This is a genomic window from Pseudomonas alloputida (assembly GCF_021283545.2).
GTDB classification, from domain to species: domain Bacteria; phylum Pseudomonadota; class Gammaproteobacteria; order Pseudomonadales; family Pseudomonadaceae; genus Aquipseudomonas; species Aquipseudomonas alloputida.
On sequence record NZ_CP128540.1, the window covers coordinates 3,523,419 to 3,549,079 of the forward strand.

The 25,661-nt window shown below is 62.9% G+C and carries 31 protein-coding genes; 19 read left to right on the plus strand and 12 right to left on the minus strand.

Features of this window, described 5'->3' with window-relative positions; translation table 11 throughout:
- The first annotated feature begins 3 nt into the window (after positions 1-3).
- From LU682_RS16200 to LU682_RS16220, 5 genes are all read left to right on the plus strand, one after another.
- Positions 4-1,056 carry a catalase family peroxidase gene (locus LU682_RS16200; protein WP_010953791.1) on the plus strand — a complete coding sequence of 351 codons (1,053 nt, stop codon included), beginning with the start codon at positions 4-6 and terminating at the stop codon, positions 1,054-1,056.
- The gene (locus LU682_RS16205) at positions 1,053-1,586 is read left to right on the plus strand and encodes a cytochrome b (protein ID WP_010953790.1); all 534 of its coding nucleotides are present in this window, start codon (positions 1,053-1,055) and stop codon (positions 1,584-1,586) included. Before LU682_RS16200 ends, LU682_RS16205 begins: the two co-directional genes overlap by 4 nt.
- An 81-nt stretch (positions 1,587-1,667) precedes the next feature.
- Complete coding sequence (locus LU682_RS16210) at positions 1,668-2,873, plus strand: MFS transporter (protein ID WP_049586161.1); 1,206 nt, start codon at positions 1,668-1,670, stop codon at positions 2,871-2,873.
- 81 nt (positions 2,874-2,954) lie between these two features.
- Positions 2,955-3,500, plus strand: a complete 546-nt coding sequence (locus tag LU682_RS16215) for a cupin domain-containing protein (protein ID WP_003248033.1) — start codon at positions 2,955-2,957, stop codon at positions 3,498-3,500.
- Positions 3,501-3,502: 2 nt separating this feature from the next.
- Positions 3,503-3,802, plus strand: coding sequence for a DUF7693 family protein (locus tag LU682_RS16220; RefSeq protein ID WP_010953788.1), 300 nt, complete (start codon positions 3,503-3,505; stop codon positions 3,800-3,802).
- Here LU682_RS16220 and LU682_RS16225 read toward each other — a convergent pair.
- Both LU682_RS16225 and LU682_RS16230 read right to left on the minus strand, forming a co-directional pair.
- Positions 3,775-4,389 carry a 2-hydroxychromene-2-carboxylate isomerase gene (locus LU682_RS16225; RefSeq protein WP_010953787.1) on the minus strand — a complete coding sequence of 205 codons (615 nt, stop codon included), beginning with the start codon at positions 4,387-4,389 and terminating at the stop codon, positions 3,775-3,777. The two genes, LU682_RS16220 and LU682_RS16225, sit on opposite strands and share 28 nt — an antisense overlap.
- A gap of 28 nt (positions 4,390-4,417) precedes the next feature.
- Complete coding sequence (locus LU682_RS16230) at positions 4,418-5,149, minus strand: SDR family oxidoreductase (RefSeq protein WP_010953786.1); 732 nt, start codon at positions 5,147-5,149, stop codon at positions 4,418-4,420.
- An 89-nt stretch (positions 5,150-5,238) separates the two neighbouring features.
- Between LU682_RS16230 and LU682_RS16235 the strand changes: the two genes are divergently transcribed.
- Both LU682_RS16235 and LU682_RS16240 read left to right on the plus strand, forming a co-directional pair.
- On the plus strand, positions 5,239-5,802 hold the full coding sequence (locus tag LU682_RS16235; RefSeq protein WP_010953785.1) for a TetR/AcrR family transcriptional regulator: 564 nt from the start codon (positions 5,239-5,241) through the stop codon (positions 5,800-5,802).
- Positions 5,789-6,382: an eCIS core domain-containing protein gene (locus LU682_RS16240; RefSeq protein WP_060488941.1), complete on the plus strand. Its 594-nt coding sequence runs from the start codon at positions 5,789-5,791 to the stop codon at positions 6,380-6,382. Before LU682_RS16235 ends, LU682_RS16240 begins: the two co-directional genes overlap by 14 nt.
- 257 nt (positions 6,383-6,639) lie before the next feature.
- On the opposite strand, the gene LU682_RS16245 is transcribed toward LU682_RS16240, so the two are convergent.
- Positions 6,640-7,641, minus strand: a complete 1,002-nt coding sequence (locus LU682_RS16245; RefSeq protein WP_010953782.1) for a bile acid:sodium symporter family protein — start codon at positions 7,639-7,641, stop codon at positions 6,640-6,642.
- Positions 7,642-7,747: 106 nt separating this feature from the next.
- Between LU682_RS16245 and ampC the strand changes: the two genes are divergently transcribed.
- Together ampC and LU682_RS16255 are read left to right on the plus strand one after the other, a co-directional pair.
- The gene (ampC, locus tag LU682_RS16250; protein WP_010953781.1) at positions 7,748-8,890 is read left to right on the plus strand and encodes a class C beta-lactamase; all 1,143 of its coding nucleotides are present in this window, start codon (positions 7,748-7,750) and stop codon (positions 8,888-8,890) included.
- Between the two features lie 300 nt (positions 8,891-9,190).
- Entirely contained in the window at positions 9,191-9,523 is a 333-nt protein-coding gene (locus tag LU682_RS16255) for a hypothetical protein (RefSeq protein ID WP_003253895.1), read from the plus strand.
- Positions 9,524-9,569: 46 nt separating this feature from the next.
- Here the strand turns inward: LU682_RS16255 and LU682_RS16260 are convergent, their stop codons facing one another.
- The 6 genes from LU682_RS16260 to LU682_RS16285 form a co-directional block, all read right to left on the minus strand.
- Positions 9,570-9,881: a hypothetical protein gene (locus LU682_RS16260; protein ID WP_010953779.1), complete on the minus strand. Its 312-nt coding sequence runs from the start codon at positions 9,879-9,881 to the stop codon at positions 9,570-9,572.
- A gap of 141 nt (positions 9,882-10,022) precedes the next feature.
- Complete coding sequence (locus tag LU682_RS16265) at positions 10,023-10,211, minus strand: hypothetical protein (RefSeq protein WP_003253897.1); 189 nt, start codon at positions 10,209-10,211, stop codon at positions 10,023-10,025.
- A 138-nt stretch (positions 10,212-10,349) separates the two neighbouring features.
- Positions 10,350-10,670, minus strand: coding sequence for a YbjQ family protein (locus tag LU682_RS16270; protein ID WP_003258990.1), 321 nt, complete (start codon positions 10,668-10,670; stop codon positions 10,350-10,352).
- A gap of 70 nt (positions 10,671-10,740) precedes the next feature.
- Complete coding sequence (locus tag LU682_RS16275) at positions 10,741-11,625, minus strand: EamA family transporter (protein ID WP_003253899.1); 885 nt, start codon at positions 11,623-11,625, stop codon at positions 10,741-10,743.
- A gap of 162 nt (positions 11,626-11,787) precedes the next feature.
- Positions 11,788-12,543, minus strand: a complete 756-nt coding sequence (locus LU682_RS16280; protein ID WP_010953776.1) for a class II aldolase/adducin family protein — start codon at positions 12,541-12,543, stop codon at positions 11,788-11,790.
- Positions 12,544-12,565: 22 nt separating this feature from the next.
- Positions 12,566-13,609, minus strand: a complete 1,044-nt coding sequence (locus LU682_RS16285) for an ABC transporter substrate-binding protein (protein ID WP_060488939.1) — start codon at positions 13,607-13,609, stop codon at positions 12,566-12,568.
- Positions 13,610-13,783: 174 nt separating this feature from the next.
- Between LU682_RS16285 and LU682_RS16290 the strand changes: the two genes are divergently transcribed.
- The 3 genes from LU682_RS16290 (at position 13,784) to LU682_RS16300 (ending at position 17,658) form a co-directional block, all read left to right on the plus strand.
- On the plus strand, positions 13,784-15,736 hold the full coding sequence (locus LU682_RS16290; protein WP_010953774.1) for an oxidoreductase: 1,953 nt from the start codon (positions 13,784-13,786) through the stop codon (positions 15,734-15,736).
- 39 nt (positions 15,737-15,775) lie between these two features.
- Positions 15,776-16,375, plus strand: a complete 600-nt coding sequence (locus LU682_RS16295) for a helix-turn-helix domain-containing protein (RefSeq protein WP_010953773.1) — start codon at positions 15,776-15,778, stop codon at positions 16,373-16,375.
- An 80-nt stretch (positions 16,376-16,455) separates the two neighbouring features.
- Positions 16,456-17,658 carry an NAD(P)/FAD-dependent oxidoreductase gene (locus LU682_RS16300; protein ID WP_010953772.1) on the plus strand — a complete coding sequence of 401 codons (1,203 nt, stop codon included), beginning with the start codon at positions 16,456-16,458 and terminating at the stop codon, positions 17,656-17,658.
- Between the two features lie 68 nt (positions 17,659-17,726).
- Here the strand turns inward: LU682_RS16300 and LU682_RS16305 are convergent, their stop codons facing one another.
- Positions 17,727-18,338, minus strand: a complete 612-nt coding sequence (locus LU682_RS16305) for an FMN-dependent NADH-azoreductase (protein WP_010953771.1) — start codon at positions 18,336-18,338, stop codon at positions 17,727-17,729.
- A gap of 133 nt (positions 18,339-18,471) precedes the next feature.
- On the opposite strand from LU682_RS16305, the gene LU682_RS16310 reads away from it, so the two are divergent.
- Together LU682_RS16310 and LU682_RS16315 are read left to right on the plus strand one after the other, a co-directional pair.
- Complete coding sequence (locus tag LU682_RS16310; protein ID WP_003253907.1) at positions 18,472-19,374, plus strand: LysR substrate-binding domain-containing protein; 903 nt, start codon at positions 18,472-18,474, stop codon at positions 19,372-19,374.
- A complete protein-coding gene (locus LU682_RS16315; RefSeq protein WP_047605158.1) occupies positions 19,367-19,726 on the plus strand; it encodes an MmcQ/YjbR family DNA-binding protein in 360 nt (119 codons plus the stop codon). The genes LU682_RS16310 and LU682_RS16315 overlap by 8 nt, the downstream gene beginning before the upstream one ends.
- 58 nt (positions 19,727-19,784) lie before the next feature.
- Here LU682_RS16315 and LU682_RS16320 read toward each other — a convergent pair whose 3' ends face one another.
- Positions 19,785-20,198: a DUF1294 domain-containing protein gene (locus LU682_RS16320; RefSeq protein WP_049586170.1), complete on the minus strand. Its 414-nt coding sequence runs from the start codon at positions 20,196-20,198 to the stop codon at positions 19,785-19,787.
- Positions 20,191-21,021 carry an undecaprenyl-diphosphate phosphatase gene (locus tag LU682_RS16325; RefSeq protein ID WP_049586319.1) on the minus strand — a complete coding sequence of 277 codons (831 nt, stop codon included), beginning with the start codon at positions 21,019-21,021 and terminating at the stop codon, positions 20,191-20,193. Before LU682_RS16325 ends, LU682_RS16320 begins: the two co-directional genes overlap by 8 nt.
- 300 nt (positions 21,022-21,321) lie before the next feature.
- On the opposite strand from LU682_RS16325, the gene mcpP reads away from it, so the two are divergent.
- The 5 genes from mcpP to fapB all read left to right on the plus strand — a co-directional run bounded on the left by mcpP (position 21,322) and on the right by fapB (position 25,627).
- A complete protein-coding gene (gene mcpP, locus LU682_RS16330) occupies positions 21,322-22,956 on the plus strand; it encodes a methyl-accepting chemotaxis protein McpP (protein ID WP_232914890.1) in 1,635 nt (544 codons plus the stop codon).
- A 223-nt stretch (positions 22,957-23,179) separates the two neighbouring features.
- A complete protein-coding gene (gene pnuC / locus LU682_RS16335) occupies positions 23,180-23,746 on the plus strand; it encodes a nicotinamide riboside transporter PnuC (protein WP_010953766.1) in 567 nt (188 codons plus the stop codon).
- A complete protein-coding gene (locus LU682_RS16340) occupies positions 23,743-24,312 on the plus strand; it encodes an AAA family ATPase (RefSeq protein ID WP_010953765.1) in 570 nt (189 codons plus the stop codon). The genes pnuC and LU682_RS16340 overlap by 4 nt, the downstream gene beginning before the upstream one ends.
- A 297-nt stretch (positions 24,313-24,609) precedes the next feature.
- Entirely contained in the window at positions 24,610-25,047 is a 438-nt protein-coding gene (gene fapA, locus LU682_RS16345; RefSeq protein ID WP_010953764.1) for a functional amyloid chaperone FapA, read from the plus strand.
- 1 nt (position 25,048) lies between these two features.
- Entirely contained in the window at positions 25,049-25,627 is a 579-nt protein-coding gene (fapB, locus tag LU682_RS16350; RefSeq protein ID WP_010953763.1) for a fibril amyloid subunit FapB, read from the plus strand.
- The last annotated feature ends 34 nt before the right edge of the window (positions 25,628-25,661 follow it).

A 25,661-nucleotide genomic window follows, 5' to 3' on the forward strand; every position in this document is an offset into this window, starting at 1 on the left:
ACGATGACCATGAACACACCCTTGCACGGCCCGGCCAAAGCCTTGCGCCTGGCCGCCATTGGCGGCGTGCTGCTGGCCGCAGGTGCCGGCTTTGCCTATGCCGCTGGCTGGCTCGGCGCCCCCCGACTGACGCCACAGCGCATCATCGACACCTTCGAAGCCCAGGCCGGGCATTACCCAGGCTACCGCAAGAACCACGCCAAGGGCTTGTGCGTGAGCGGCTACTTCCAGGCCAGCGGGCAGGCCGCCAACCTGTCCACGGCGCGCGCCTTCAGCCAGCAACGGGTGCCGGTGGTTGGCCGCTTTGCCATTGGCGGTGCCAACCCGTTCGCCCCGGATACGGGTATACCGGTACGCAGCCTGGCGATTGAGCTGAGCACCGACGATGGCCAGGTCTGGCGGACCGGCATGAACAACCCGCCGGTACTGGCAGTCAGCACGCCCCAAGCGTTCTACCAGCAAGTACTGGCGAGTGCACCAGACCCGGCGACCGGCAAACCGGACCCTGGCAAGCTGCAGGCGTTCTTCGCCGCCCACCCGGAAAGCGCGGCGTTTCGCCAATGGGCGGCGGGTTACAAACCCAGCGACAGCTTCGCCAACACGCAATACCACAGTATCAATGCCTTCCGCCTGATCGACGCAGCTGGCGCGGCCCACCCGGTGCGTTGGCAGCTCGAGCCACAAACTGCATTTGCAGCATTACCCGCGCAAGTTGATGACAAGCAATTCCTGCAACACGACTTGCAGCAGCGCCTTGCCCAAGGCCCATTGCGCTGGACGCTGCGCCTGGTACTGGCCGAACCAGGCGATGCCGTGGACGACCCTGCCCGGCCGTGGCCCGCCGAGCGGCGCAGCGTGGACGCCGGCACCCTGGTGCTGGAACAGGTAGACGCCCCCGAGCAAGGGGCCTGCCGCGACCTCAACTTCGACCCGCTGATCCTGCCGCGCGGTATAGAGGCGTCGGCCGACCCGATCCTCGCCGCCCGCTCGGCCGCCTATTCGGAATCCTTCAACCGCCGTAGCCGCGAATCGCTCAGCACCGGAGCCAAGCCATGAAACCTCAAGCCTTCCACCCTTTCGCCCGCTTGTTGCACTGGCTGATGGCCGTGCTGATTCTGGCCATGCTGTTCATCGGCGTGAGCATGGTCCCCGACCTGTCGCTACGCCACCCGGTGCTGATCAGCCTGCACAAGGCCACCGGGCTGGCCCTGCTGGTGCTGGTGGTACTGCGCATCGCTGTGCGCCTGACCCTACCTCACCCGCCCCTGCCGAACGACCTGCCAAAACTGCAGCGCTGGGCCGCCGGAGCCTCGCATCTGCTGCTCTATGGCCTGATGCTGGCCATGCCGCTGCTGGGCTGGGCCATGCTGTCGGCAGGCGATTACCCGCGCCCGCTCGGCTTGCCCGCCATCGCCCCCCACAACCTGCAGCTATATGCCGTGTTGCGCCAGGCCCATGGCTGGGCCGGCTACCTGCTGTTTGCCACGGTGCTGGTGCATGTGGGGGCAGCCTTGATGCATGCATGGGTGCGTCGCGACGGTGTGTTGCGTAGCATGTGGCCTGGCCCCTTGCACCGCAGCGAATGAACGGTAGCAGCACGGGGTTCGACAATCGATAATGATTCCTAATAATATCGATTTTGTTTGCCACTCTGCCCTGGACTGCCCATGAACGTCGCAAAGGATCCTGCAACCCTTCTGCCTGCCAGCACCCTGAACCTGCGCCCGCTGTTGCTGGCCAACATGGCCTGCACCATGTCGATGATGGCCTTCGTCGCCCTGATCGGCCCGATAGCCCGTCAGCTTGGCATGGCCACCTGGCAAGCCGGCGCCGCCGTGACCGTGGCTGGCGTGGTCTGGGTGCTGCTGGCCCGGCCCTGGGGCCGCGCGGCAGACCGCCTGGGCCGCCGGCGCATCCTGCTGCTGGGCAGCGCCGGCTTTACCCTGGCCTACTGGCTGCTGTGCCTGTTCGTCGAAGGCGCCCTGCGCTGGATGCCGGGGGCGACCTTGGCGTTCATCGGCCTGATGATCGCGCGCGGTTGCATCGGCGCCTTTTATGCCGCCATCCCGGTAGGCTACAATGCGCTGATCGCCGACCATGTGGAGCCGCAACGCCGGGCGCGGGCCATGGCCTCACTGGGAGCAGCCAACGCCGTCGGTCTGGTGGTCGGGCCGGCGCTGGCCGCACTGCTGGCGCGGCACAGCCTGAGCCTGCCGTTCCATATCATGTCGCTGCTGCCGGCCACTGCCTTCCTCGTGCTGTTTTTCACCCTCAAACCACAGGCGCTGCCGCACAGCCACGCCCCCAGCCCGGTGCGGCTGAACGACCCGCGCCTGCGCCGGCCGCTGCTGGTGGCATTCAGCGCCATGCTCAGCGTGACCGTGTCACAGATCATCGTCGGTTTCTTTGCCCTTGACCGCTTGCATCTGGGCCCTGCCGAAGCGGCCCAGGCGGCTGGCATCGCCCTGACCACCGTGGGTGTGGCACTGATGCTGGCCCAGGTGATACTGCGCCAACTGGAGTGGCCACCGCTGAAGATGATCCGGGTGGGTGCCACGGTATCGGCACTGGGCTTTGCCTGTGGCTCGCTGGCCACCACGGCGCCGTGGCTGTGGGCTTGCTATTTTGTTGCGGCGGCCGGCATGGGCTTCGTGTTCCCGGCGTTTTCGGCACTGGCGGCCAATGCCATGCAGGCCTCCGAACAAGGCGCCACGGCCGGTTCCATTGGCGCCGCCCAAGGCATGGGCGCGGTGATCGGGCCGCTCGCCGGTACCTTGGTGTATGCCCTTGATCCGCGCTTGCCATTCCTGGCCGTGGCCGTGCTGTTGCTGCTGGTCGGGCTGTGGCCAATGCCGCGTGAGCAGCGGGTTTGAGAAGCACAGCGCGCAAGGGCGCAGAGTGTGTTTTAATGCGCATCGCTCATTATTATTGACACCTCTGATTACAAGGCGGCTATGGACACGGGGACGCGACTCAAACTGGTGCGTGAACGCAACAACCTCTCCCAACGGGAACTGGCCCGTCGCAGCGGGCTGACCAATTCGACGATCTCGCAGATCGAGCAGAATCGCGTCAGCCCTTCGGTCAGCTCCCTGAAAAAACTGCTCGAAGGCATTCCCATGAGCCTGGCGGAGTTTTTCAGCTTCGACGAGCCGGTGCGTGAGGAACGCTACGTATTCCGTGGTGGCGAACAACCCGACCTGGGCCGCAATGGCCTGCGCATGCTGCTGGTCGGCGCCAGCGTCGAAGGCCGCCAAATGCGCATGCTGCGTGAGCTGTACGCACCCGGCGCCGACTCTGGCGAGCCGATCGTGCACGCTGAAGGCGAAGAATGCGGGTTGGTCACCCGTGGCACCGTCGAGCTGTGGGTCGACGGCCAGGTCAGCGTGCTCAATTCGGGCGACGGCTACTACATCCCCACGACCCTGCCGCACAGTTTCAAGAACATCGGCCCGGATGAGGCCGAGATCATCAGCGCCAACACGCCGGCGAATTTCTGATCTTGACCCACAGACGTTCACCGAACGCCCGGGATGTCTACCAGTGCCTGCGCAATGTGGCCCTTGGCGTGCACCACCTTGAGGTGGCTGCACGCCGCGATGGCGGCCTGATCGATGTCGGCATCCAGGGCTGGCAACTGACGTTGGCCCTGGATACCGAAGGCCTGGCGCATTGCGTTCGTTGCCAAGCCCCCGACGGCGAACAGGCCGGCCTCGAACACTGGCAGCGCTATGGCACCAACCCCGCCGACCTGCTCAGCCTGTGGGAGCGCACTCAGCTGGAGAGGCTGCTGGCCCCCTGACGTAGCGCCTCCTCGACAAAGTCCAGGCGGTCCTGGCCGAAGAACATCCCGTCACCGACAAAACAGGTGGGCGCGCCAAACACCCCGCGCGCCACAGCGGCCTCGGTCGCGTGCTTTAGCGCTGCTTTTACTTCGCTGTCAGCGGCCAGGGCATGAAAAACCTGTGGGTCGAAGCCTGCCTGCGCGAGTGTTTCATTCAGCACAGCGCTGTCGCTCAGGTTGCGGCGCTGTACCCATAGCCCAGTGAACAGCACCGATAGCAATGCCTCGAACCGATCCGGTGAACGCAACTGGGTCCCTGTCACGCCGCGCATCAACGTCAGGGTATTGACCGGGAAGCCCGGCGGCATCCCGAACGGCACACCGTAGCGTTCGGCAAAGCGGGCCAGGTCGGTGAACATGTAGCGCCCTTTGGCCGGGATCATGGCCGGCGAAGCATTGCCGGTAGCCTGGAAAACCCCGCCAAGCAGCATTGGCCGGTAGCGCAGCGTAGCGCCGTGGCGGGCACACAGGTTCGGCAGTTGGGTCCAGGCCAGGTAGCTGGCCGGGCTACCCAGGTCAAAAAAGAAATCGACAGACGTGTGCATGGTGACGGTCCTTGCATGTTAACGGGGGTTACCAGCGTTCCATCCAGGGGCGCAGGTCCAGCTCGAAGGTCCAGGCGTCGCGGGGCTGGGCGTGCAGGAACCAGTAACTGTCGGCAATGTGCGCCGGGTCAAGGATGCCATCCTGGTCCTTGAGGGCATAGCGCTCGGGGAAGCTGTCGCGGATGAAGGCCGTGTCGATGGCACCGTCCACCACCACATGGGCGACATGGATGTTGCGTGGCCCCAACTCGCGCGCCATGCTCTGTGCCAGGGCACGCAAGCCATGCTTGGCCCCGGCGAAGGCGGCAAAACCGGCTGCGCCGCGGGTACCGGCTGTAGCGCCGGTGAACAGGATTGTGCCGCGCTCACGCTGAACCATGCGCCGGGCCACCGCCTGCGCGGTGAGGAAACCGGCAAAGCAGGCCATTTCCCAGATCTTGAAGTACTTGCGTGGGGTTTCCTCGAGAATGCTGCACGGCACATTCGCACCGATATTGAAGACAAATGCCTCAATCGGACCTATATCACGCTCGATAGTCTCTACCAGTTCGGCCACCTCCTCTTCCTTGCGCGCATCAGAGCCAAAACCGTAGGCCTGGCCGCCAGCGGCGTGTATTTCCTCCAGCAGCGGCTGCAGTTTGTCGGCCTGGCGACGGGTTACGCAGGCAATATAGCCCTCACGCGCAAAACGCTTGGCGATCTCGCCGCCAGTGGCGTCGCCCGCCCCGATCACCAGCACGACTTTTTGTTGTTCTGACATGCCTGCCTCCATTGGTAAATGATCGTTTAGTAAACGAACGCTATGTTATGATCGCGGTCATCGTCAAGCCTGTTTGCCGAGGCATGTGAATGCGCTACTCCAACGAACACAAACAGCAAACCCGCGAACGGTTGCTGGCCAGCAGCGGCGCGCTGGCCAAGCGCGGGGGTTTTGCCAGTACCGGCGTGGCCGGGTTGATGAAAGCGATCGGCCTGACCGGCGGTGCCTTCTACAACCACTTCCCGTCCAAGGACGACCTGTTTACCGAGGTGGTACGCCAGGAGCTGAGCAACAGCCCCCTGGCACGCCTGGCCAGCAAGGGAGCCAACCGTGAACGCCTGGGCCGCTGCCTGCAGCAGTACCTGAGCCTGGTCCACCTGCGCAATGCCGAAGGTGGATGCCCGTTGCCGCCGCTGGGTGTGGAAATCGCCCGGGCCGACACGCCGGTGCGTGAAGTGGCTGAGCACTGGCTGGTAGAACTGCACCGGGCCTGGAGCACAACCCTGGAGGATGAGCAGCTGGCCTGGGTGCTGATCAGCCAGTGCGTAGGGGCATTGCTGGTCGGGCGCATGCTGGCCAGTGAAAGCGTGCAAGCGCAGGTACTGGGCGCCAGCCGCCAGTTTGTCGAACAGGCCCTGCATGAGGCGGATTAGTGCCCTGCTGGGTTTGCTATTGGCCCTCCCTGCGCTTGCCGAACAGGCCTGCCCGCCTGGGCAGTATCAAGTGTGCCTGATGGGCTGCTTCTGCGCCCCGATCGACCCAGGCCAGGCCGGGCAGATCCTCAAGGATGTGGAGGTCATGGCCTCGTCCAGCCTGGCATACGCCTTGCGCCAGGCCCGCGACGAAGCCACGGCCAGCGGTGTGCAGCCGATTCCGTTGCATATTCGGGCGCAGCTGGAACCCTGGTATGACTTTGCCGTGCTCGACGCGGCGCGCTTCCGGGTGGGGGATGAGCAACAGATCAGCGCAGCCAATGCGCTAATGCAGAACCCCGATGTGAACGCCGTTACACTGATCGACACGATCATCTTCCGCCGGACCGCCGATGCCGAGGACAACGTGGCCTTGTGGGCGCACGAGCTCAAGCATGTGCAGCAGTATCAGGAGCTGGGCGTGGAGGAATTTGCCCGACGCTATACGCGCAACTTCGACGACCTGGAGGGGCCGGCCTACAAGATCGAGGCCGAAGTCGACAAGGCGCTGCGCGAGCGTCGTTCAGGCCTGGCCCGCTGATCGCTGCCATTGCGCTCCACATCTACAGCGCCTGTCTTGCCCGGCGCAAAATTCAGCCGTTAGCGCGAACCAAGGTAGGAGCGGGTTTACCCGCGAATACGGTGGCGGCGGCAACGATGAACGACGGGTGGAGATTGGCCAGAAGGCCCGGCCTCTTCGCGGCTATCAACCCTTTGATACGACCAAGCTTTTCAGCTCTCAGCACCGCAGAAAAGCTTGACCGCCAACACAGCATCTACATGGGAACGTAAAGGCGCTCAAGACACCGCCGAAGCCTCCACCGCCTGCTCACGGCTGGCATAACGCTGCGCCAGCACAGCACACACCATCAGCTGTATCTGGTGGAACAGCATCAGCGGCAGGATCATCGCGCCAATGCCACTGCCCACGAACAACACCTGGGCCATGGGCACACCCGTAGCCAGGCTTTTCTTGGAGCCGGCAAACAGGATGGTGATGCGATCCTCAAGGTCAAAGCCCAGCGCCTTGCCAAGCAAGCGGGTGCCAAACAGCACCACTGCCAGCAGAATTGCGCACACCACGAACAACCCCGCCAAGTGCTGCGGCGATACGGTGTGCCACAAACCGGTAACCACGGCCTCACTGAAGGCGGTGTACACCACCAGCAGGATCGAACCCTGGTCCACCACCTTGAGCCAGCGCGCATTGCGCTTGACCCAGGCGCCGATCCAGCGCCGCGCGACCTGCCCGGCAACGAACGGCACCAGCAGCTGCAAAGTGATCTTCAACACCGCATCCAGGCCGGAACCTGTATCACCACCGGCGCCCAGTAGCAGCATCACCAGCAACGGGGTGAGGAAGATACCCAGCAGGCTGGAGGCCGCCGCGCTGCAGATGGCCGCTGGCACGTTACCGCGGGCCAGCGAGGTAAAGGCAATGGCCGACTGCACGGTTGCAGGCAAGGCACACAGGTACAGGATGCCCAGATAAAGCTCGTTACCCACCAGCGGTACGAACAGAGGTTTGAACGCCAGGCCCAGCAGCGGGAACAATACGAAAGTACAGGAGAACACCAGTAGGTGCAGGCGCCAGTGCCCGGCACCGGCAATGATGGCTTCACGGGACAGTTTGGCGCCATGCAGGAAGAACAACAGGCCAATGGCCAGGTTGGTCAGCCAGCCGAAATACACCGCGCCATCGCCCGAGCAAGGCAGTACGGTGGCGATGAGTACCACACCGAGCAAGGCCAGGGTGAAATTGTCAAATAACATGCGCAAATACTTCATCACTGTATCCATCTTGTCATGGTGGGTGGGCAGACGATAAGGTCTTTGGCTCCCCGTCGCTAACGCCGGAACCCCGAGTGGTATCGCTCAACGGACACGCTCCACAAAAGGACTCACCATGCTCCGCCCACGTCTGGCTGCACTTGCAGCCGCCATTACCCTTGCCTTAGGCCCTGCCAGCGCCCAGGCCGACGACCAGTTACAGGCCAAGGTCGACCAGATCATCCGCCCGCTCATGCAGGAACAAGGCATCACCGGCATGGCTGTGGCCATCTATGCACGCGACCACGCGCATTACTTCAGCTACGGTGTGGCCAGCAAGGCCGACAACGTACCGGTCAGCCGCGATACGCTGTTCGAGATCGGTTCGCTGAGCAAGACCTACACGGCCACCCTGGCCGCGCTTGCCAGCGCCGAGGGCAAGCTTGACCTCGAGGCCCCGGCCAAGCGCTATCACCCGGCATTGGCCGGCGTCCCCATCGGCGACGCGACGGTGCTGGAACTGGGCGCCTATAGCGCCGACTGCCTGCCACTGCAGTTCCCCGACACCGTACAAACACCGCAACAGGTAGTCGATTTCTTCCGCCACTGGCAACCTCGTGCCAAACCTGGCACCCAGCGCTGCTACTCCAACCCCAGCCTGGGTTTGTTCGGTGACCTGGCCGCCCGTGCGCAGCACCAACCGTTTTCCACGCTGATGAGTGAGGGCCTGCTGACGAAGATGGGCCTGAAAAACACCTACCTTCAGGTTCCGGCCAGCGCCCAGGGGCTTTATGCCCAAGGGTATGACGCCGACGACAAGCCGGTGCGTGTAGGGCCCGGCCCTTACGCCGATGAGGCCTACGGCATCAAAACCAGCGCCAGCGACCTGCTGCGCTATGTGCGGTTGCACATGCAGCCGCAGGGCCTGCCACCGGCCCTGGCGAAAGCCACCGCCATTACCCAGCAGGGCTACTTCCAGGTTGGCGCCATGACGCAAGGCCTGGGCTGGGAACGCTACCCCTACCCGGTCACGCTGAGCACACTGATCGATGGCAACAGCCCACAGCTGATCCGCGAACCGCAGGCCACCACTCGCTTGCAACCGGCCCTGCCCGCGCTACCGGCAGCCTGGTACAACAAGACCGGCGCCACCAACGGCTTCGGCGCGTACGCCGCGTTCGTGCCGGCAGAACAGCTGGCAGTCGTGCTGCTGGCCAATCGGAATTACCCCAACCAGGCGCGGGTTCAAGCCGCCTTCGACATCCTTTCCGGCTTATAACGCTCGCGTTGATTGTCGGACAAAACGACAGAATGTAGTGAGCAAAAATATTCACTACAAAATGGTTGACGCCGTTCATCGCGCTTGGGCATGATGAAGCCGTCTCCCCGATCGGGAGCGGTGGCAAGGGTGTTCCAGACGGCCTGCGCGGTAACGCAGGCCGTCCGTGGAGAGGGAAACTGTCCAAAAGGCAGCGTGAGAAAGCCCCTGTTGCGATGCTGCTGTAGCAGCCTTGGTAGTGCGCTACACCGTAATAGCGCCAACTGTGAAAATCACCTATGAATGGGTAATGGGGGCTTTATGATGAACTTGAACAACAATCCGACTATCGACCAATTGGCCCAGCTGTTCGCCGTGCGCAAGGACAGCCTTGACGACCATTTGCTGTGGGTTAGCCAAACCGGTGAAGTGCGCCTCGACCGCCTGCCACCGAACACCGTCGAAGATGAATTTGAAGAGCACCTGCCCAGCATGCGTGCCCGCTTCAAGGTCTACCGCCGTGGCCAAGGTTACGTCGGCAAGAAAGCCGCCGCCGACACTGAATTCGTTGGCCGCGTGCTGCAGACCCTGCAACAAGAATGGCCCGCTGCCCGCGAGCAGCAGGCAGTCAAGGTGATCGAACCGCTGAATTGAGGGTTCGCACCCTTACCAGAGCCCGGCCTGCATAGGCCGGGCTTTTTCATGCCTGGCGCCGCTGCAGACGGGTTTCCGGCAGAGGCAAGGCGCCTGTTGCCATCGCCCGGGCGCGGTCGACACCCCACACCAGCGCACGGGTCATGGTCTCGCCCGGCAGCGCGGGGTAATACTCTTCCAGCAACGCCCGCCCATCCCCGGCGTACAACCCCAGAAACAGCTGCGTCGCCCCCAGGCGCGACAAGCGCACCTGCACGTCCAGTGTGGTGCCGTCGCTGAGTGCTTCGTCGTGGCAGCGGCTGTGCAGCTGTGCGTCGGCCCACTGCCAATAGGTTTCTTCCCTGACTCGCATGAGCATTCAATCCTCCGTTGCTGGAATGCCGCGTCAGAAAACCACAGGCCGGGCCATCCGGCGAGCGCTACCGGGCAATACCATGAGGCGGATCAACGAATGGCAATAAAAACCCCGCCGTTGGGCGGGGTGTGTGCAGACGCGGGATCACTTCTTGAGCGGTACCCGCGGCATGAAGCGGCCTTTTTTGCTGCGCTGCAAATGTGCAGGCTGGAGCTGTTCGGAATCATCCAGCGTCATGTGGGCGAAACCCAGGCGAAATGCCGCCTGGCCGCAACGCACCTGGCTGTTGATCGGGAACGCATCGTTCAGGTCTTCGAAAAAGGATTCGCTCATGCCCAGTCTCCCTCCAGTGGCGGTCGCGTCGGCAACCAGACAAGTTGCCCAGGAAACGCGGCCTGTGAAAGTGAGACTAGCTGGTCATTTGCGGACCGACCGGACAAGAACCTTGTAGCCGACCAATGGCAAAGGGCTTTACTTCAGGCGCACTGCCGTACCGGTGGCAAATACCACGACCATGCCGCCCTGTACCGACGGCATGCTGATCTCAAAATCCACCCCCACTACCGCATCGGCTTGCAACTGTCGTGCCCGGGCCTTGAGTTCTTCAGTGGCCTGCTCCCGGGCCTCGCGCAGCGCGCTTTCCAGGGTTTGCGAACGGCCACCGAAGAAGTCGCGAAACCGTGCAAAGAAATCGCGCACGAAGTTGATGCCCTGCACCGATTCAGAACTGACCACGCCCAGGTATTCGGCAATCGGGCGGCCTTCGAGCTGGCTGGTGGTGGAAATGATCATGGATGCGCTCCGTTGGCCTGGCAAAAAGAGGCCGATTCTAACAGAGCGCAGTTCGGTAGATTTAAGCGCTTTACGCGTTGGCAGCCCGCAAACGCTGACCGATGCGCGCACCGAATACATTCACCAGCAGGCCGGCCATCACCAGCAATGCGCCCCAGCCCTGCGTAGCGGTCAGGCGCTCTCCCAGCAGCAACGCCGACGAACTCAGGCCAATCACCGGTACCAGCAGCGAGAACGGCGCCACTTTGCCTGCCGGGTGACGCGACAGCAACTTGCTCCACAGGCTGTAGCCGAGCATGGTGGCCACAAAGGCCAAATACGCCAGGGCCAGCACCGAACTCCAACTGATATTGGCCAAGGCATGGCCAATGCGCTCGGGGCCTTCCAGCCACCAGGACAGTGCCAGGAATGGAAGTGGCGGTATCAGCCCACCCCAGATCACCAACGCGACCAGGTCGACCGAGCCGAACCGTCGGGTAATGATGTTGCCCAGGCCCCACATCGCACCGCCACACAGGGTCAGCACCAACGCCAGCATGGGCACATGGCCGCCGTCTTCGCTGCCGATCAGTGCCAGGCCGCCGGCCGCCACCAGCAGCCCCAGCACGCTGGCCAGGCGCAGCCGCTCACCGAGAAACAACGCAGCAAAACCGAGGGTGAAGAAGGCTTGCGACTGCAGGATCAACGAAGCCAACCCTGGCGGCATGCCGCTGTACATGGCCTGAAACAGGAACGCGAACTGGCCCAGTGAAATGGTCGCACCGTAAGCGATCAGCCAGCGCCACGGCAGTTTGGGCCGCCTGACCAGCAAGATCGCCGGGAACGCCACCAGCAAGAAACGCAATGCCCCCAGCAACATCGGTGGCAGCCCGTCGAGGCCAACCTTGATGACCACAAAGTTGACGCCCCAGGCGACAATCACCACCAGGGCGATAAGCAGGTCCTTGAGTGGCATTGCGACTTCCTTCTGCAGGCTTTTTAGACATATTTCGTTACAGCATAACGGTATTCCTTGAGAAGGGACCAGCACAGTTGAAACCAATGGTTGCACTACAGTGACTGTTCCGTCCGCCCGCTGTCGGCTGGAGGACTAACTGCCAAATCAGCAAGCACAGGTTCAATCCAGATAACCAGGCGCCACCTTTTCCAACATTCGCAACAACGCCGCCCACGCCAAGTGCAGCGCATCCGGGTCGGTCAGTTCCCCCTGCTTCAACCCTCTCCCCGGCGCGTTGAACTGCCGTTCGGTACGCACGCACACTTCGGTCGACGGCAATATCAGTTGCCCAGCACTTTGTGCCGCCAACTGGATCTCGCAAGCCTTCTCCAGGTAGTACATGCGCAAGAAGGCTTCAGCCACACTGCGCCCCGTGGTCAACAGCCCATGGTTGCGCAGCATCATCACCGGCTTGTTGCCCAGGTCGGCCACCAGCCGTTGCTGTTCATCCATGTCCAGCGCGACGCCCTCATAGGCGTGGTAAGCCACATTGCCGTAAAACTCCATGGACATCTGGTTGACCGGCAGCAGGCCACATTCCAATGCGGCCACCGCGCAGCCTGCGCGGGTGTGGGTGTGCAGCACGCACCGGGCATCCTCGCGGGCAGCGTGAATGGCACTGTGAATGACGAACCCGGCCGGGTTGACCGGATGACAGGCAGCCCCCACCGGCCGCCCCTGCAGGTCGATCTTCACCAGGCTGGACGCTGTGATCTCCTCGAAGAGCAGGCCGTACGGGTTGATCAGGAAATGGTGCTCCGGCCCAGGCAGGCGCAGAGAGATATGCGTGAAGATGAGATCGCTCATGCGAAAGTGCGCGATCAGCCGGTAGCAGGCAGCCAGCTCCCGACGCAGGCTTAGTTCCGTTTCAGTCATCTTGTTGCCCCTTTACTGAACGCTATTTGCTGGCCCAGGCATTGAAGCGTTGCTCCAGTTCTTCGCCATGATCGACCCAGAATTCCACGTTCATGGCCAGCGCCCCTTGCAGGTTCTGTGGCGAAGTGGGTACCCAGTTGGCCAGCGCCGGGTCAAGCCTGGCCGCGGCTTGGGTATTGGTTGGCCCATAGGGTATCTGCTGCACATACCGCACCTGGGTATCCGGCTGATTGGCATAGGCAATCAGCCGCTTGGCCTGGTCGACATGCCGCGAGCCTTTGATGATCGCCCAATAGTCCATACCGTACAGGCTGCCAGGCCATACCACGGCCAACGGGCTGCCCTGCTGCGCCGCCACCGCAATTCGTCCGCTGTAGGTGGAGGTCATGACCACGTCACCGGCTGCCAGCCATTGCGCGGGTTGAGCGCCGGCGTCCCACCACTGGATATGGGGTTTGAGTTCACTGAGTTTGGCGAAGGCCCGCTCGACACCTGCCGGCGTGGACAATACCCGGTATACGTCCTCGACCTTGACCCCGTCAGCCAACAGCGCGAATTCCAGGTTGTACACCGCACGTTTGCGCAGGCCGCGCTTGCCAGGGTACTTGTCGACGTCCCAGAAGTCGGCCCACGACGCCGGCGCCTGGGCCAGTTTGCTGCGGTCGTAGGCAATAGCCACGCTCCAGACCAGCGCGGCCGACCCACAATCTTGTGCGGCTGCCGGGATCAGTTCGGCTGCATGGCCCAGGCGCTGCCAATCCAGGCGCTCGTAAATCCCCTCGTCGCAGCCGCGCATCAAGTCAGGGCCTTCGATCTGCACCACGTCCCAATCGACATTCCCGGTGTCGGCCATGACCTGGATCCGTGCCATTTCGCCGTTGTATTCACTCTGGATCAGCTGGCTGCCGTCCTGGCCAACGAAGGGCTTGAAGATCGCCTCATCCTGGGCCTTCTGGCCCGCACCGCCATAACCGACCACGACCATCTGCTGCGCAGCTTGCGCATTGCTCAGGCCAAGGGCCAACAAGGCTGCACAAAGGCCGGTCACACGTGGATATAGCTGCATCGTAGTTTCCTCCTGGCGGTGCCCGACGGGCCCGTTTTCTTGTTGTTCTGAGGTCACACCCTCGCCATGCGAGTGAGGAAAACCTAGACAGACGTAAGTAAAAAAACAAGTTGATTTTTTACTATCGCTACACTTTTATAAGTAAAAATAACAACACCGCACCGGAGCCGCCTGATGCAGACCGCCTTCCCACTCCTGTTCGAGCCCTTGCAGATCCGCGGCAAACGCTTGAAAAACCGCATCATGTCCACCGGTCACGACACCTGCCTGCCCACCGACAACCTGGTCAACGACAAGCTGATCGCCTACCAGCGCGACCGCGCTGCCGGCGGCGTCGGCCTGATCGTGCTGCAGGTCGCCGGGGTGCACGACAGTGCCCGCTACACCTCGCATGTGCTAATGGCCACTGACGATGCCTGCATCGACGGCTACCGCCAGCTTGCCGAGGCCTGCCATGCGCACGGCACCGTGGTGCTGTCGCAACTGTTTCACCCTGGGCGGGAGATCATGGAGTCGGCAGACGGCCTGTTGGCGGTAGCCTACTCGGCGTCTGCGGTGCCCAATGAGCGCTTCCGGGTGATGCCACGGGCGCTGGACCAGGCAATGATCGACGAAATCGTCCAGGGCTACGCCAGCGCCGCCCGCCGCCTGCACCAGGCCGGCCTGGATGGCGTCGAGGTGGTGGCCAGCCATGGCTACCTGCCCGCGCAGTTTCTCAACCCGCGGGTGAACGTACGCAGTGATGGCTACAACGGTGACCTGGATCAGCGCCTGAGGTTCTTGCGCGAAGTGCTGGCCGCAGTGCGCGCGGCCACCGATGAGCAATTCATCATTGGCCTGCGCATCAGCGCTGACGAGCGCGACAGCCAGGGCCTGAGTGAGGACGAGTCACTGGCTGCTGCCATGGCCTTGCAGGGCCAGCTCGACTACCTGCATATCGTCGCCGGTACCTCGGCCTCGCTGGGTGGCGCGGTCCATATCGTGCCACCGATGGCCATCGAACCGGCGTACCTGGCCCGCGAGGCTGGCACCTTCAAGCAACAGCTGGCTATCCCCCTGTTCGTCACCGGGCGCATCAACCAGCCCCAGGAAGCCGAGCTGATCCTGGCCCGCGGCCAGGCTGATGTGTGCGGCATGACCCGGGCGCTGATCTGCGATCCGTCGATGCCAGCCAAGACCGAACGCGGCCAGGTCGAAGACGTGCGCGCCTGCATCGCCTGCAACCAGGCATGCATCGGCCATTTCCATCGTGGCTTGCCCATTTCCTGCATCCAGCGCCCGGAAACCGGGCGTGAGTTGCAGTACGGGCACCTCACGCCCACTTCCTCGCCCAAACGCATAATGATCGCCGGCGGCGGGCCGGCCGGCATGAAGGCCGCCGCCGTGGCCGCCGCGCGCGGGCACCAGGTCACGCTGTACGAGGCGGGCCCGCAGCTCGGTGGGCAGGTGCTACTGGCCCAGCTACTGCCACGGCGTAGCGAGTTCGGGGGTGCCAGTACCAACCTGCAACGGGAAATGGCCCTGGCAGGTGTAGAAGTGGTGCGCAACACCCGGGTCGACCGCGCACTGGTCGAACGTGAGCGCCCTGATCTGGTCATTGCTGCTACCGGAGCCACCCCCTACTGGCCGGCGTTCGAGCGTACCGGCGAGCTTCAGGTAGTGGACGCCTGGCAACTGCTGCGCAATGAAGTGAAACCGGGGCGTTCGGTGCTGGTGATCGACTGGCGCTGTGACTGGATCGGCCCCGGTATCGCCGAACGCCTGGTGCGCGAAGGCCATCAGGTCCAGTTGGCGGTCAACGGCACTCATTGCGGCGAGAGCCTGCCGCTTTACGTACGTGACCAACTGGCCGGCGAGCTGCATCGCCTGGGTATCCCTGTCACCCCATACGCACGCCTGTACGGCAGCGACGACAACACGGTGTACCTGCAGCACACCGCCAGCGGCGATCCGATGATCTTCGAAGGCATCGACACCTTGGTGCTGTGCATGGGGCATCAACCGCAAGACCGCCTGGCCACTGAACTGGCAGGTGTGGTGGACGTACGGCGGATTGGCGACTGCCTGGCGCCGCGCACGGCCGAAGAAGCGATTCACGATGGCCTGACGGTTGCCTGGGCGCTCTGAGGCTGTACATACTGCGGCTTTTGCGATGGACCGACGCGCATGAGCCAACCCCCCCAGCCCCCCGCCAGCGAACCCGGGGGCGCCGCGCCGCAGTTCCTCGGCACCCGCATCCGCGGCCTGCGCAAGCGCCGCGGCATGACCTTGGCGGAGCTGGCCGCACACAGTGAACTGACCGCAGGCTACATCAGCCAGCTGGAGCGCAACCTCTCCTACCCGTCGATCCCGGCGCTGTTCAACATCGCCCGCAGCCTGGGCGTGACCATCCAGTGGTTCTTCGCCAGCGAGGCCACCACCGCGCCCGAAGACCAAGGCTATGTGGTGCGGCGCAACAGCCGCCTGAGCGTGCATTACGAAGATGGCATCGTCGATCAACTGCTCACCCCCCAGCCCAACCGCCAGCTGGAGATGCTGCACTCACGTTTCCCGCCAGGTACCTACAGCCAGCAAAGCTACAGCCACGACGGCGAAGAAGCCGGTTACCTGCTCAGCGGCACGTTTGAGCTGTGGGTAGGCGAGCGGTATTTCCAGCTGAGTGAAGGCGACAGCTTCAGCTTCTCGAGCCAGGAACCTCACCGCTACGGCAACCCCGGTGAAGTGGATGCCGTGGTGATCTGGGTGATCACGCCGCCAACATTCTGAAGCACTCCAGCAAGCCCTGGTAACACCGTTGACCGGCAATACGGTCTACCTTGTCCACCGAACTTCAAAGGAGCACAACCATGAAGCAGATCCTGATCATTGGTGCGGGCTTTGCCGGCCTGTGGAGCGCACTCAGCGCCATCCGCCAGCTTGACCTCAACGGCAGCAAGGGCGTCGAGGTCACCTTGCTCGCGCCCCAGGCTGAACTGCATGTGCGTCCGCGCTTCTACGAGCCAGACGTGCATACCATGGCCGCACCACTGCAGGCGCTGTTCGACGCTGTCAATGTCCGTTTCGTGCAGGGCACGGCCTACCACATCGATGAAGCGGCCCGCCGCGTGGGCTATCGCACTCGCAGCGGCACTCGCTGCACCCTGCCCTACGACCGTCTGATCATGGCCTGCGGCAGTGAGCTCGAGCGCCCTGACATGGTCGGCATCGAGCATGCCTTCGACGTCGACAAGCTCGACAGCGCCGCACGCCTGGAAGCCCACCTGAAGTCACTGGCCAGCCTGCCGAACACGCCGGCACGCAATACCGTGGTGGTAGCCGGGGGCGGTTTTACCGGCATCGAGACGGCCACCGAATTGCCGGCCCGCTTGCGCGCGATACTGGGTGAAGACGCCGCGTTGCGCATAGTGGTAATCGACCGCGGCGCCAGGATTGGCGCAGCCCTGGGTGACGGCATTCGCCCAGCCATCGAGCAGGCATGCGAGGCACTGGGCGTGGAGTGGGTTTGCGGTGCCACAGTAGTTTCGGTAGACCCTGCCGGTGTGCAGCTGGACAACGGCCAGCGGATCGACGCCAGCACGGTGGTCTGGACGGTTGGCTTCAAGGCCAACCCGCTCACCGAACAGATCAGCGGCGAGCGCGACAACCGCGGCCGCTTGCATGTCGATGGCAACCTGAAGGTCAAGGGCAATGATGCCGTGTATGCAGCTGGAGACGTGGCCTACGCCACCTGTGACGAGCTTGGCAATCATGCCGTGATGTCGTGCCAACATGCGATTGCGCTGGGGCGCCATGCGGGCAACAATGCCGCTGCCGAGTTGCTTGGCGTAGCACCAACGGCTTACAGCCAGCCCAAGTACGTGACGTGCCTGGACCTGGGGGCCTGGGGCGCGGTGTACACCGAAGGATGGGACCGTGAGGTTTCGCCACCGGAGGACAAGGCCGAAGCCAAGGCGCTGAAGCGCCAGATCAATTCAGTGTGGATTTATCCGCCAGCGGCTGACCGGGCATCGGCCCTGGCGGCAGCTGATCCGCTCATCCCGGTGGCCTGAACGCTTCTACAGGTTGGAGTGGCCTTGTGTTTCGACAGGGCCACGCTTGCAACCAAACGCTCCCTTGATCAGGCAGCCGCAAACAGCTCGCTGGCAATCTGCGCCTGTGCAGCATCGATCGCCTGGCTGCGCTGCTCCGGGCCATAGGCCAGGCCGTGGGCCCGGACGATTTCCAGGTCAGTAATCCCGATGAAGCCCAGGAACACTTTCAGGAAGTCTTCATGCCCGGCGCCAGTCGGCTGGCCAGCGTGCAGGCCACCCGCAGTGGAAACCAGCACCACTTTCTTGTTGCCGCACAGGCCTTGCGGGCCGGCTTCGGTGTAGCGGAAGGTCTTGCCGGCGACGGCTACGCGGTCAATCCAGGCTTTGAGCTGGGTCGGCACGGTGAAGTTGTACATGGGCGCACCAATCACCACGGCATCGGCAGCCAGGAACTCTTCGAGCGTCTCGGCGCTCAGCTTGGCTTCGAAAGCCTGGGCCGCGTCGCGTACGTCTTCAGGGGTGCCTGCAGCGACCAGGGTGGCAGCGGAGAAGTGGGCGATGGCATCGGCAGCCAGGTCGCGATAAACCACTTCAACGCTTGGGTCTGCAGCCTTCCAGGCTTCGACCACTTCACGGCTCAGCTGACGCGAGGCGGAATTGTCGCCCAGGATGCTCGAATCGATGTGCAACAGTTTCATGGGACTCTCCTGTGAGTGAAGACCGCAGCTGTGGGCGATCACGATGGGGAGAATCCTACCGAGATGATCAATAGCTGATAAGTAAGCAAAAATGCGTTAGTTTGTCCCACAGATGGAACAGTGAGACTTTCCCATGCAAGACCTTAACGACCTCTTCTACTTCGCGCGTGTCGTCGAAGCCGGCGGATTTGCCGCCGCCGGGCGCCAGCTGGGCATCCCCAAGTCGCGCCTGTCGCGGCGTATCGCTGAGCTTGAAGAGCGCCTGGGCACACGCCTGTTGCAGCGCACCACACGGCAACTCAAGCTCACCGCAGTAGGTGAACGTTACTTGCATCATTGCCAGGCCATGTTGCTGGAGGCCGAAGCCGCCGACGAGACCGTGGCCAGCATGAGCAGTGAGCCGCGCGGGCGTTTACGGGTATCGTGCCCGGTGGCACTGGCACACGCCTTCCTGCCGGATGTGATCAGCCGCTTTCTCGAGCAGTACCCGCTGGTGCAACTGGACATGGTATTGCTCAACCGCCGGGTCGACCTGATTTCCGAAGGCATTGATGTGGCGTTGCGCGTACGCGACCTGGGCGACGAAGACCCGGCCCTGGTCACCCGCCGCCTGCGCCAGGCGCAAATGCAACTGGTGGCCGCACCCGGTTTTGCCGACCACATTCGCGAACCGGGCGAGTTGGCATCATTGCCCGTACTGGGCGCAGCCGAAGCAGACCGGCTGGTACACTTCCGCCTGTTCGGCCCCCATGGCAAACAGCAGGAAATAGCGCTGGAGCCACGCTTGGCGATCGACGATTTCGTAGTACGTAACGCTGCTGTACGTGCCGGCCTGGGGTTCACTGCGCTGCCCAGCATGTTCTGTGAAGAGGAACTGGAACGCGGCGAACTGGTGCGCCTGCTGCCAGACTGGTCGCTGCCGGGTGGCTACCTGCAGGCCGTTTACCCACACAGGCGCGGCCTGCTGCCTGCGGTCCGGGTGTGGATCGACCACCTGGCGGCGTCATTCGAGGCTTGTGGAGAGCGGTATGTCTGAACGGAAGATGAGCGAGGCCCAGGTGGCGGCATTTTGCCTGAGCCTGCCGGGTGCGCGGGAAGACTACAAATGGGGCGGCATCCGAGTGTTTTCGGTGGCAGAAAACAAGATGTTCGCGGTGCTCGACCTGGCGGGTGCCGGGTTGTCGTTCAAGGTAGCCGACGAGCTGTTTCTGGGTTATTGCGATCGACCCGGGATACGGCCGGCGCCGTACCTGGCGCGGGCGCGGTGGGTCAGCATGGCGCCGCCCTACCCCATGGGGCGTGATGAACTGTGTGAGGTGTTGCAGCGGTCGCACCAGCTGGTAGTGCGTCGGTTGCCCAAGCGGTTGCAGGTGGGGTTGGTCATGTGATCGACCTGTTCCGGCCCTTTCGCGGCTTTACCCGCGAAGAGGCCGGTACAACTGCACATCAACCAAGGGGCAGATAACGCCCGTCAAGAAACAGCCAGTCTGCCCAGAACACCTGGTGCAGCAGCACAATCCCCCAGCACACCACCTGGAACGAAACCTTGCGGGTCTTGTGCCGAAACAGCTGCTGCGCCAACAGCGCCCCCGGCCAACCACCGAGCAGCTCACTGGCATGCAGCACTTTCTCGGGTGTACGCCAGGCCTGGTTACGTGCCTGCCGCTTGTCCTGCCAATACAGCAACAGGCTGATCAGGCTCATGGCCGGGTACAACGCCAATGGCCACCAGGCCTGATCGTTCCAGGCCATGCGCGCCGCCCCCAGGCCGGGCAACAGGCAAAGCACGCCCAACAGCAGCAGCTTCAGGCGCACGTTGCGCACGCCTTCAGCCCGTTGCCCACGCAGCGCCTCAGCCATGTGCCGTGGACCAGTCGACCCAACCGAACTGCCAGGTCGCCAGAATGAACAGGCCGAACACAATGCGATACCAGGCAAATGCCGCGTAGCTATGGTTGGCAATGAACTTGAGCAACGCCCGTACGGCAATCATGGCGAAGATGAACGAGGTCACGAAGCCGAGCGCGAACACCGGCAGATCGCCGGGCTGGAACAAGTCGCGGTATTTGTAGCCCGAATACACCGCCGCACCGACCATGGTCGGCATTGCCAGGAAGAACGAGAACTCGGTCGCTGCCTTGCGCGACAGGCCGAACAGCAAGCCACCGATAATGGTCGAACCGGAGCGCGACGTGCCCGGGATCATCGCCAGGCACTGGATGAAGCCTATTTTCAGCGCATGGCTCCAGCGCATGTCGTCCACATGGTCCACCTCCACGCGGTGCTCACGGCGCTCGGCCCAGAGCATGATGACGCCCCCCACCACCAGCGCTGCTGCCACGGTGACGGGGTTGAACAGGTATTCGTGAATAAGGTCGGCAAACAGGACACCCAGTACCACCGCCGGCATGAACGCCAACAGCAGGTTGCCCGTGAAGCGGCGCGCCTTGGGCTGGTTGGTCAGGCCGAAGACCACTTCGAAAATCTTGCTGCGAAACTCCCACACCACCGCCAGGATCGCCGCCAGCTGAATGATGATGTTGAAAGCCATGGCCCGTTCGCCGCCAAAACCGATCAGGTCGGCGACGATAATCTGGTGACCGGTACTGGAGATCGGCAGAAACTCCGTCAGCCCTTCGACCACGCCTAAGATGATTGCCTGGAAGGCAGTCCAAAAATCCATCATTCCCCCGGATGGAGCGCTGCTTGTCGCAGGCCCCTTGTTCTTGATTTGCTTGAAATTGCCTTACACGGCCCGGCTGTTTTACAGCGACTGTTGGGCGCAACGCCAGTAGAAAAGTTCACGCCTGTTAAAGGTTTCATCTTGCGCGGCCGAAATCCTGACAGAGCCCCTTGGCAATCGCTCTACCTGACCCGTTGCAGACTATCACCAACATAGCACTTAGCCATTAGTCGGGTGTGGGCTCACTGCAAAGCATGCTTCGATGCACCTCAATAAAAAGAACAATGCGGGAGCTGATGGATGAACACTCTGAGATCGATGTCAATCAGTCGGCGCCTGTGGCTGATCCTTGTGGTGGCGGTGGCCATGCTGGTGGTACTGGGCCTACTGATGCTGCGGCAGATCCATGGTGACCTGTACCAGGCCAAGGCGGAGAAAACCCGCCACGTGGTGCAGACCGCCGCGGGTGTGTTGGCCTATTACCAAGGCCTGGAAGCTGCCGGCACGCTCAGCCGCGAAGCCGCCCAGCAACAGGCGCTGCAGGTAGTGCGCGCGCTGCGCTACGACCATGACGACTATTTCTGGATCAACGACCTGGGGCCGAAGATGATCATGCATCCGGCCAACCCCAAGCTCGACGACCAGGACCTTTCCGCCATCCGCGACCCCGATGGTTTCGCCGTGTTCAACGAAATGGTCGCCCTCGCCCGCCAGCAGGACGCCGGCCCGGTCAACTATCGCTGGCCCAAGCCCGGCGCCAGTGAGCCGGTAGCCAAGACCTCGTATATTCAGCTGTTCAAGCCGTGGGGCTGGATCATCGGTTCGGGCGTGTACGTCGATGACGTACAGGCCGAATTCGCTCGCCAGTTGCGCGACGCTTCGCTGGTTGGCGTGGGCATTGCCCTGCTGATGGCGCTGGTGGTCATGCTGATTGCCCGCAGCATCGCCCGCCCGCTGCAGGAAGCAGTGCAGGCGATGGGCAACATCGCCAGCGGCGAAAGCGACCTGACCCGGCGCCTGGACACCCATGGCAGCGACGAGATCACCCACCTTGGCGAGCACTTCAACCGTTTCAACGGCAAACTGCAAGGTGTCGTCGGCCAACTGCAAGGCGCGGCCCACGCATTGGCCCAGTCCGCCGGGCACGTCGGTGACAATGCAGGTGCCGCACAACAGCGCAGTGCCCAGCAATCGTTACAGATGGACCAGGTGGCCACTGCAGTCAATGAGGTGACCTACGCCGTGCAGGACGTGGCCAAGACCGCTGAACAGGCCGCCGGAGAAATGCGTACGGCACAACAACAGGTGACGCACGGCCAGCAGGCTATCCACGGCAGCCTGGCGCAGATCGACCGCCTGTCGCTGACCATCGATGAGGCCGTACAGGTAATCCGCGACCTGGCCGGCCACAGCACGCGCATCGGCGGCGTGCTGGACGTGATTCGTTCCATTGCCGAACAGACCAACCTGCTGGCGCTGAATGCCGCCATCGAGGCGGCACGGGCTGGCGAGCAAGGCCGGGGCTTTGCCGTGGTCGCCGACGAGGTGCGACTGTTGGCTCAGCGTACAGCACAATCGACGGCCGAGATTCATACCATGATCGAGCACCTGCAGAGTCAGTCGGACGCTGCGGTCAAGGCCATAGACACCAGCAGCGAGGCATCGCGCCAGACCGTCGAACAAGCCCGCGAGGCCGGCGCCAGCCTGGACGCCATCAACCAGGCGCTGAACAACCTCACCGCATTGAACGCCTCCATTGCCAGCGCCACCTTGCAGCAGTCGCATGTGGTCGAAGAGATCAACCGCAATGTGCTGGATACTGCCGGGTTGTCGCAGCAGACCGCCGATGCGGCGCGTCAGTCCAGCGATGCCGGGGTGGCATTGGGGCGGTTGAGCGAAGAGCTGGAGCAGTTGTTGCGGCAGTTCCGGGTCTGAGCCTACGTCGTCCATCGGTGGTTCGGCACAAGCCGTCGTAGGAGCGGGTTCACCCGCGAAAGGGCCGGCCCTGCCGGCCAATTTCCCCCCGCCGTTCACCGTTGCCGCCGCTACCGTATTCGCGGGTAAACCCGCTCCTACAAAGGGTTGAGTTGCGCCCTACACCTTCACCGGCCGACCCGCTACAATCTCGCCCCTTCCCCGTAGCCTCCAAGGATCGCCGATGTCCGGCCTTGAACTCATTGCCGCCCTCCTCGGCGTTACCGCTGTCTGGCTCACGGTCAAGCAGAACGCCTGGTGCTGGCCGATCGGCCTGGTCATGGTGCTGATCTATGGCTGGCTGTTCTACGAAGTAAAGCTCTACTCGGGCATGTTGCTGCAAGTGGCCTACGCCATCCTGCAACTGTACGGCTGGTGGCAATGGAAGCGCCCCGACCACGCTGAAGACGCCCGCCAGGTCTCCCGTCTGCCACGCCCGGCACTGCTCACAGGCCTGGCCGCCGGGGTGCTGCTGAGCGCCGCCCTGGGCGCGGCCATGGCCAACTGGACCGATGCCGCCCTGCCCTGGCTGGATGCCACCCTGACCGGATTCAGCCTGGTCGCGCAACTGTGGATGGCGCAGAAACGCCTGCAGTGCTGGCCACTGTGGATCGTGGTCGACATCGTCTATGTGGGCCAATACCTGCATCAGCAGCTGTATTTCACCGCAGGCTTCTTCGCCGTGCTCACCCTGATTGCCGTACGCGGCTGGCTGGAATGGCGGCGCGACCCGGCGGTGGTACAGCCATGAGTGCGCCGCAAGCAATGAAAGTGCTGGTACTGTGCGGCCCAGAATCCAGTGGCAAAAGCTGGCTTAGCGGGGTGATCCAGGCACATTTTGGTGGCCTGGTGGTGGGCGAATACGTGCGTCATTTCATCGACCAGCAATGCCGCGACACCTGCTACGCCGATATTCCCGCCATCGCCCGCGGACAACTGGCATGGGAGGACCGTGCGCGGGAGCAGGCGCCCCCGCTGCTAATTCTGGACACCCACCTGCTAAGCAACATGCTCTGGAGCCACGCACTGTTCGGCGACTGCCCAACCTGGCTGGAAGAGGCACTGCTGGCACGGCGTTACGACCTCCACCTGTTGCTCAGCCCGCAAGGGGTGGACTGGATTGCCGATGGGCAGCGTTGCCAACCCGACCTCAGTGATCGTCAGCGCTTTTTCGACGACAGCCAGGCGTGGCTGAGGCGGCACAATCAACCGCACCAAATACTTGATGGCAATTGGCCGCAACGCCAATTGCTGGCCCTGCAATCGGTTGCTAAGCTGCTTAATAGCGATGCGCCATCATGCCCGACAGAGTGTTAAACCACTGACACACCCCGGTGGGGCAAAGCCCCCGAAATTGCGGGGCTTCCCCCCGTCCTGGGGGCAGTGTCAAGCCCGTGAAACACACTTGCAAAAACCCTTCCCATCAAGGCCACAGCTGACTTTGCCGGCAACGCGCAGGGCAAGCTGTTTCAAGCCTGAGACAGCATGCGCCGCATTTTATCAACCTCTTTTCCTAACTATCTGATCTGAAACGTATTCTAAAAAGCGGCACACCTTCTGCTCTATCGTTCGCATCGCTGAACAGGGCCAGCGCTCAAAGAAGGAGTTGCCGTCGTGAGGAAACGTGACAAACGCCTCTATCACCTATTACTGGTGGGTTGTGTACTGGGGTCACTCAGCCTGACGGCTCAGGCGGACAAGGGGATCATCATCATCAAGCGCGATGTGCAGGTGCGCAACGCGACCATCCCGCCGCTGATTCCAGACCCGAGCCCTACCACCATCAATGCCAACCCTTCTGCCCACGTGCTCAAGCAAACCAACGAGCTGAGCGATGGCGATTTCGCCAGCATCAGCAGTGGTGCAGGCATCAGCAACCTGGTCACCCAGCAGACCAACAACCTGGGTGGCAACCTCGGCAACCAGAACCAGCTTCCCAACTTGGCGGGCGGACGCGGCACGGGGTCGGGTAACGGTATCTCGAACATGGTCAACTCAAGCGTGCAGCGTGGCCTCGCGCCGCTGCAGATTCTGACCGGCGGGGGCAAGTGAGATGAAGCGCACACTGCTGATGCTGGCCGCCCTTTGCACTGCACCGGCCTTTGCGCAATCCCTGGTTCCGGTCATCAACAACGCCGATATCGACAGCTCCGGCAGCCGCTATCAGGGCAACCTCTCTGTCAACCAGGCCGCAGGTGACAAACAGCAGCAGGTCAATGCGCGCGCCATCGCCGTCGGCCCCGAAGCCAATGCAAGCACCCAGATCAGACAACGGCTCGACACGCCCGCCGACCCCGCGATGGACGCCCGCTCAACCATCCAGGGCAACGCTTTCAGCAACGGCAGCGGCGCCCTGGGCGTCAACCAGAGCGCAGGTGCCAACACCCAGCAAGCCAACGCACTGAGCATCAGCATTGGTGCACAACCGCAAAGCATCGACGACAGCGTCCTCATGCAACAGAACGTGGCGCTGATCAACAACTCAGGAGCAACTGACATTCCAGCAGGCTATCGCCAGGTCACTACCAGTGACCAGGCCTTCACCGGTAGCCGAGGGGTGATCCAGTTGAACCAGAGTGCCGGGGTGGGAAACCGAATGGCCAACACCTTGAGCATCCGGGTCGCGGATTGACCCTGCAGTTAAGAACGACACTTAACCTAATAGC

What these genes read in the sequence shown, in the direction of transcription:
- LU682_RS16210 (WP_049586161.1), top strand. Translation starts at nt 1,668, where the DNA reads ATGAACGTCGCAAAGGATCCTGCAACCCTTCTGCCTGCCAGCACCCTG.
- LU682_RS16315 (WP_047605158.1), top strand. Translation starts at nt 19,367, where the DNA reads ATGTCTGAACGGAAGATGAGCGAGGCCCAGGTGGCGGCATTTTGCCTG.
- LU682_RS16340 (WP_010953765.1), top strand. Translation starts at nt 23,743, where the DNA reads ATGAGTGCGCCGCAAGCAATGAAAGTGCTGGTACTGTGCGGCCCAGAA.
- LU682_RS16230 (WP_010953786.1), bottom strand. Translation starts at nt 5,149, where the DNA reads ATGTCAGAACAACAAAAAGTCGTGCTGGTGATCGGGGCGGGCGACGCC.
- pnuC (WP_010953766.1), top strand. Translation starts at nt 23,180, where the DNA reads ATGTCCGGCCTTGAACTCATTGCCGCCCTCCTCGGCGTTACCGCTGTC.
- LU682_RS16290 (WP_010953774.1), top strand. Translation starts at nt 13,784, where the DNA reads ATGCAGACCGCCTTCCCACTCCTGTTCGAGCCCTTGCAGATCCGCGGC.
- ampC (WP_010953781.1), top strand. Translation starts at nt 7,748, where the DNA reads ATGCTCCGCCCACGTCTGGCTGCACTTGCAGCCGCCATTACCCTTGCC.
- LU682_RS16300 (WP_010953772.1), top strand. Translation starts at nt 16,456, where the DNA reads ATGAAGCAGATCCTGATCATTGGTGCGGGCTTTGCCGGCCTGTGGAGC.
- LU682_RS16295 (WP_010953773.1), top strand. Translation starts at nt 15,776, where the DNA reads ATGAGCCAACCCCCCCAGCCCCCCGCCAGCGAACCCGGGGGCGCCGCG.
- LU682_RS16265 (WP_003253897.1), bottom strand. Translation starts at nt 10,211, where the DNA reads ATGAGCGAATCCTTTTTCGAAGACCTGAACGATGCGTTCCCGATCAAC.
- fapB (WP_010953763.1), top strand. Translation starts at nt 25,049, where the DNA reads ATGAAGCGCACACTGCTGATGCTGGCCGCCCTTTGCACTGCACCGGCC.
- mcpP (WP_232914890.1), top strand. Translation starts at nt 21,322, where the DNA reads ATGAACACTCTGAGATCGATGTCAATCAGTCGGCGCCTGTGGCTGATC.
- LU682_RS16310 (WP_003253907.1), top strand. Translation starts at nt 18,472, where the DNA reads ATGCAAGACCTTAACGACCTCTTCTACTTCGCGCGTGTCGTCGAAGCC.
- LU682_RS16235 (WP_010953785.1), top strand. Translation starts at nt 5,239, where the DNA reads ATGCGCTACTCCAACGAACACAAACAGCAAACCCGCGAACGGTTGCTG.
- LU682_RS16205 (WP_010953790.1), top strand. Translation starts at nt 1,053, where the DNA reads ATGAAACCTCAAGCCTTCCACCCTTTCGCCCGCTTGTTGCACTGGCTG.
- LU682_RS16200 (WP_010953791.1), top strand. Translation starts at nt 4, where the DNA reads ATGACCATGAACACACCCTTGCACGGCCCGGCCAAAGCCTTGCGCCTG.
- LU682_RS16305 (WP_010953771.1), bottom strand. Translation starts at nt 18,338, where the DNA reads ATGAAACTGTTGCACATCGATTCGAGCATCCTGGGCGACAATTCCGCC.
- LU682_RS16215 (WP_003248033.1), top strand. Translation starts at nt 2,955, where the DNA reads ATGGACACGGGGACGCGACTCAAACTGGTGCGTGAACGCAACAACCTC.
- LU682_RS16270 (WP_003258990.1), bottom strand. Translation starts at nt 10,670, where the DNA reads ATGATCATTTCCACCACCAGCCAGCTCGAAGGCCGCCCGATTGCCGAA.
- LU682_RS16225 (WP_010953787.1), bottom strand. Translation starts at nt 4,389, where the DNA reads ATGCACACGTCTGTCGATTTCTTTTTTGACCTGGGTAGCCCGGCCAGC.
- LU682_RS16285 (WP_060488939.1), bottom strand. Translation starts at nt 13,609, where the DNA reads ATGCAGCTATATCCACGTGTGACCGGCCTTTGTGCAGCCTTGTTGGCC.
- LU682_RS16325 (WP_049586319.1), bottom strand. Translation starts at nt 21,021, where the DNA reads ATGGATTTTTGGACTGCCTTCCAGGCAATCATCTTAGGCGTGGTCGAA.
- LU682_RS16260 (WP_010953779.1), bottom strand. Translation starts at nt 9,881, where the DNA reads ATGCTCATGCGAGTCAGGGAAGAAACCTATTGGCAGTGGGCCGACGCA.
- LU682_RS16275 (WP_003253899.1), bottom strand. Translation starts at nt 11,625, where the DNA reads ATGCCACTCAAGGACCTGCTTATCGCCCTGGTGGTGATTGTCGCCTGG.
- LU682_RS16240 (WP_060488941.1), top strand. Translation starts at nt 5,789, where the DNA reads ATGAGGCGGATTAGTGCCCTGCTGGGTTTGCTATTGGCCCTCCCTGCG.
- LU682_RS16280 (WP_010953776.1), bottom strand. Translation starts at nt 12,543, where the DNA reads ATGACTGAAACGGAACTAAGCCTGCGTCGGGAGCTGGCTGCCTGCTAC.
- LU682_RS16245 (WP_010953782.1), bottom strand. Translation starts at nt 7,641, where the DNA reads ATGGATACAGTGATGAAGTATTTGCGCATGTTATTTGACAATTTCACC.
- LU682_RS16320 (WP_049586170.1), bottom strand. Translation starts at nt 20,198, where the DNA reads ATGGCTGAGGCGCTGCGTGGGCAACGGGCTGAAGGCGTGCGCAACGTG.
- LU682_RS16255 (WP_003253895.1), top strand. Translation starts at nt 9,191, where the DNA reads ATGATGAACTTGAACAACAATCCGACTATCGACCAATTGGCCCAGCTG.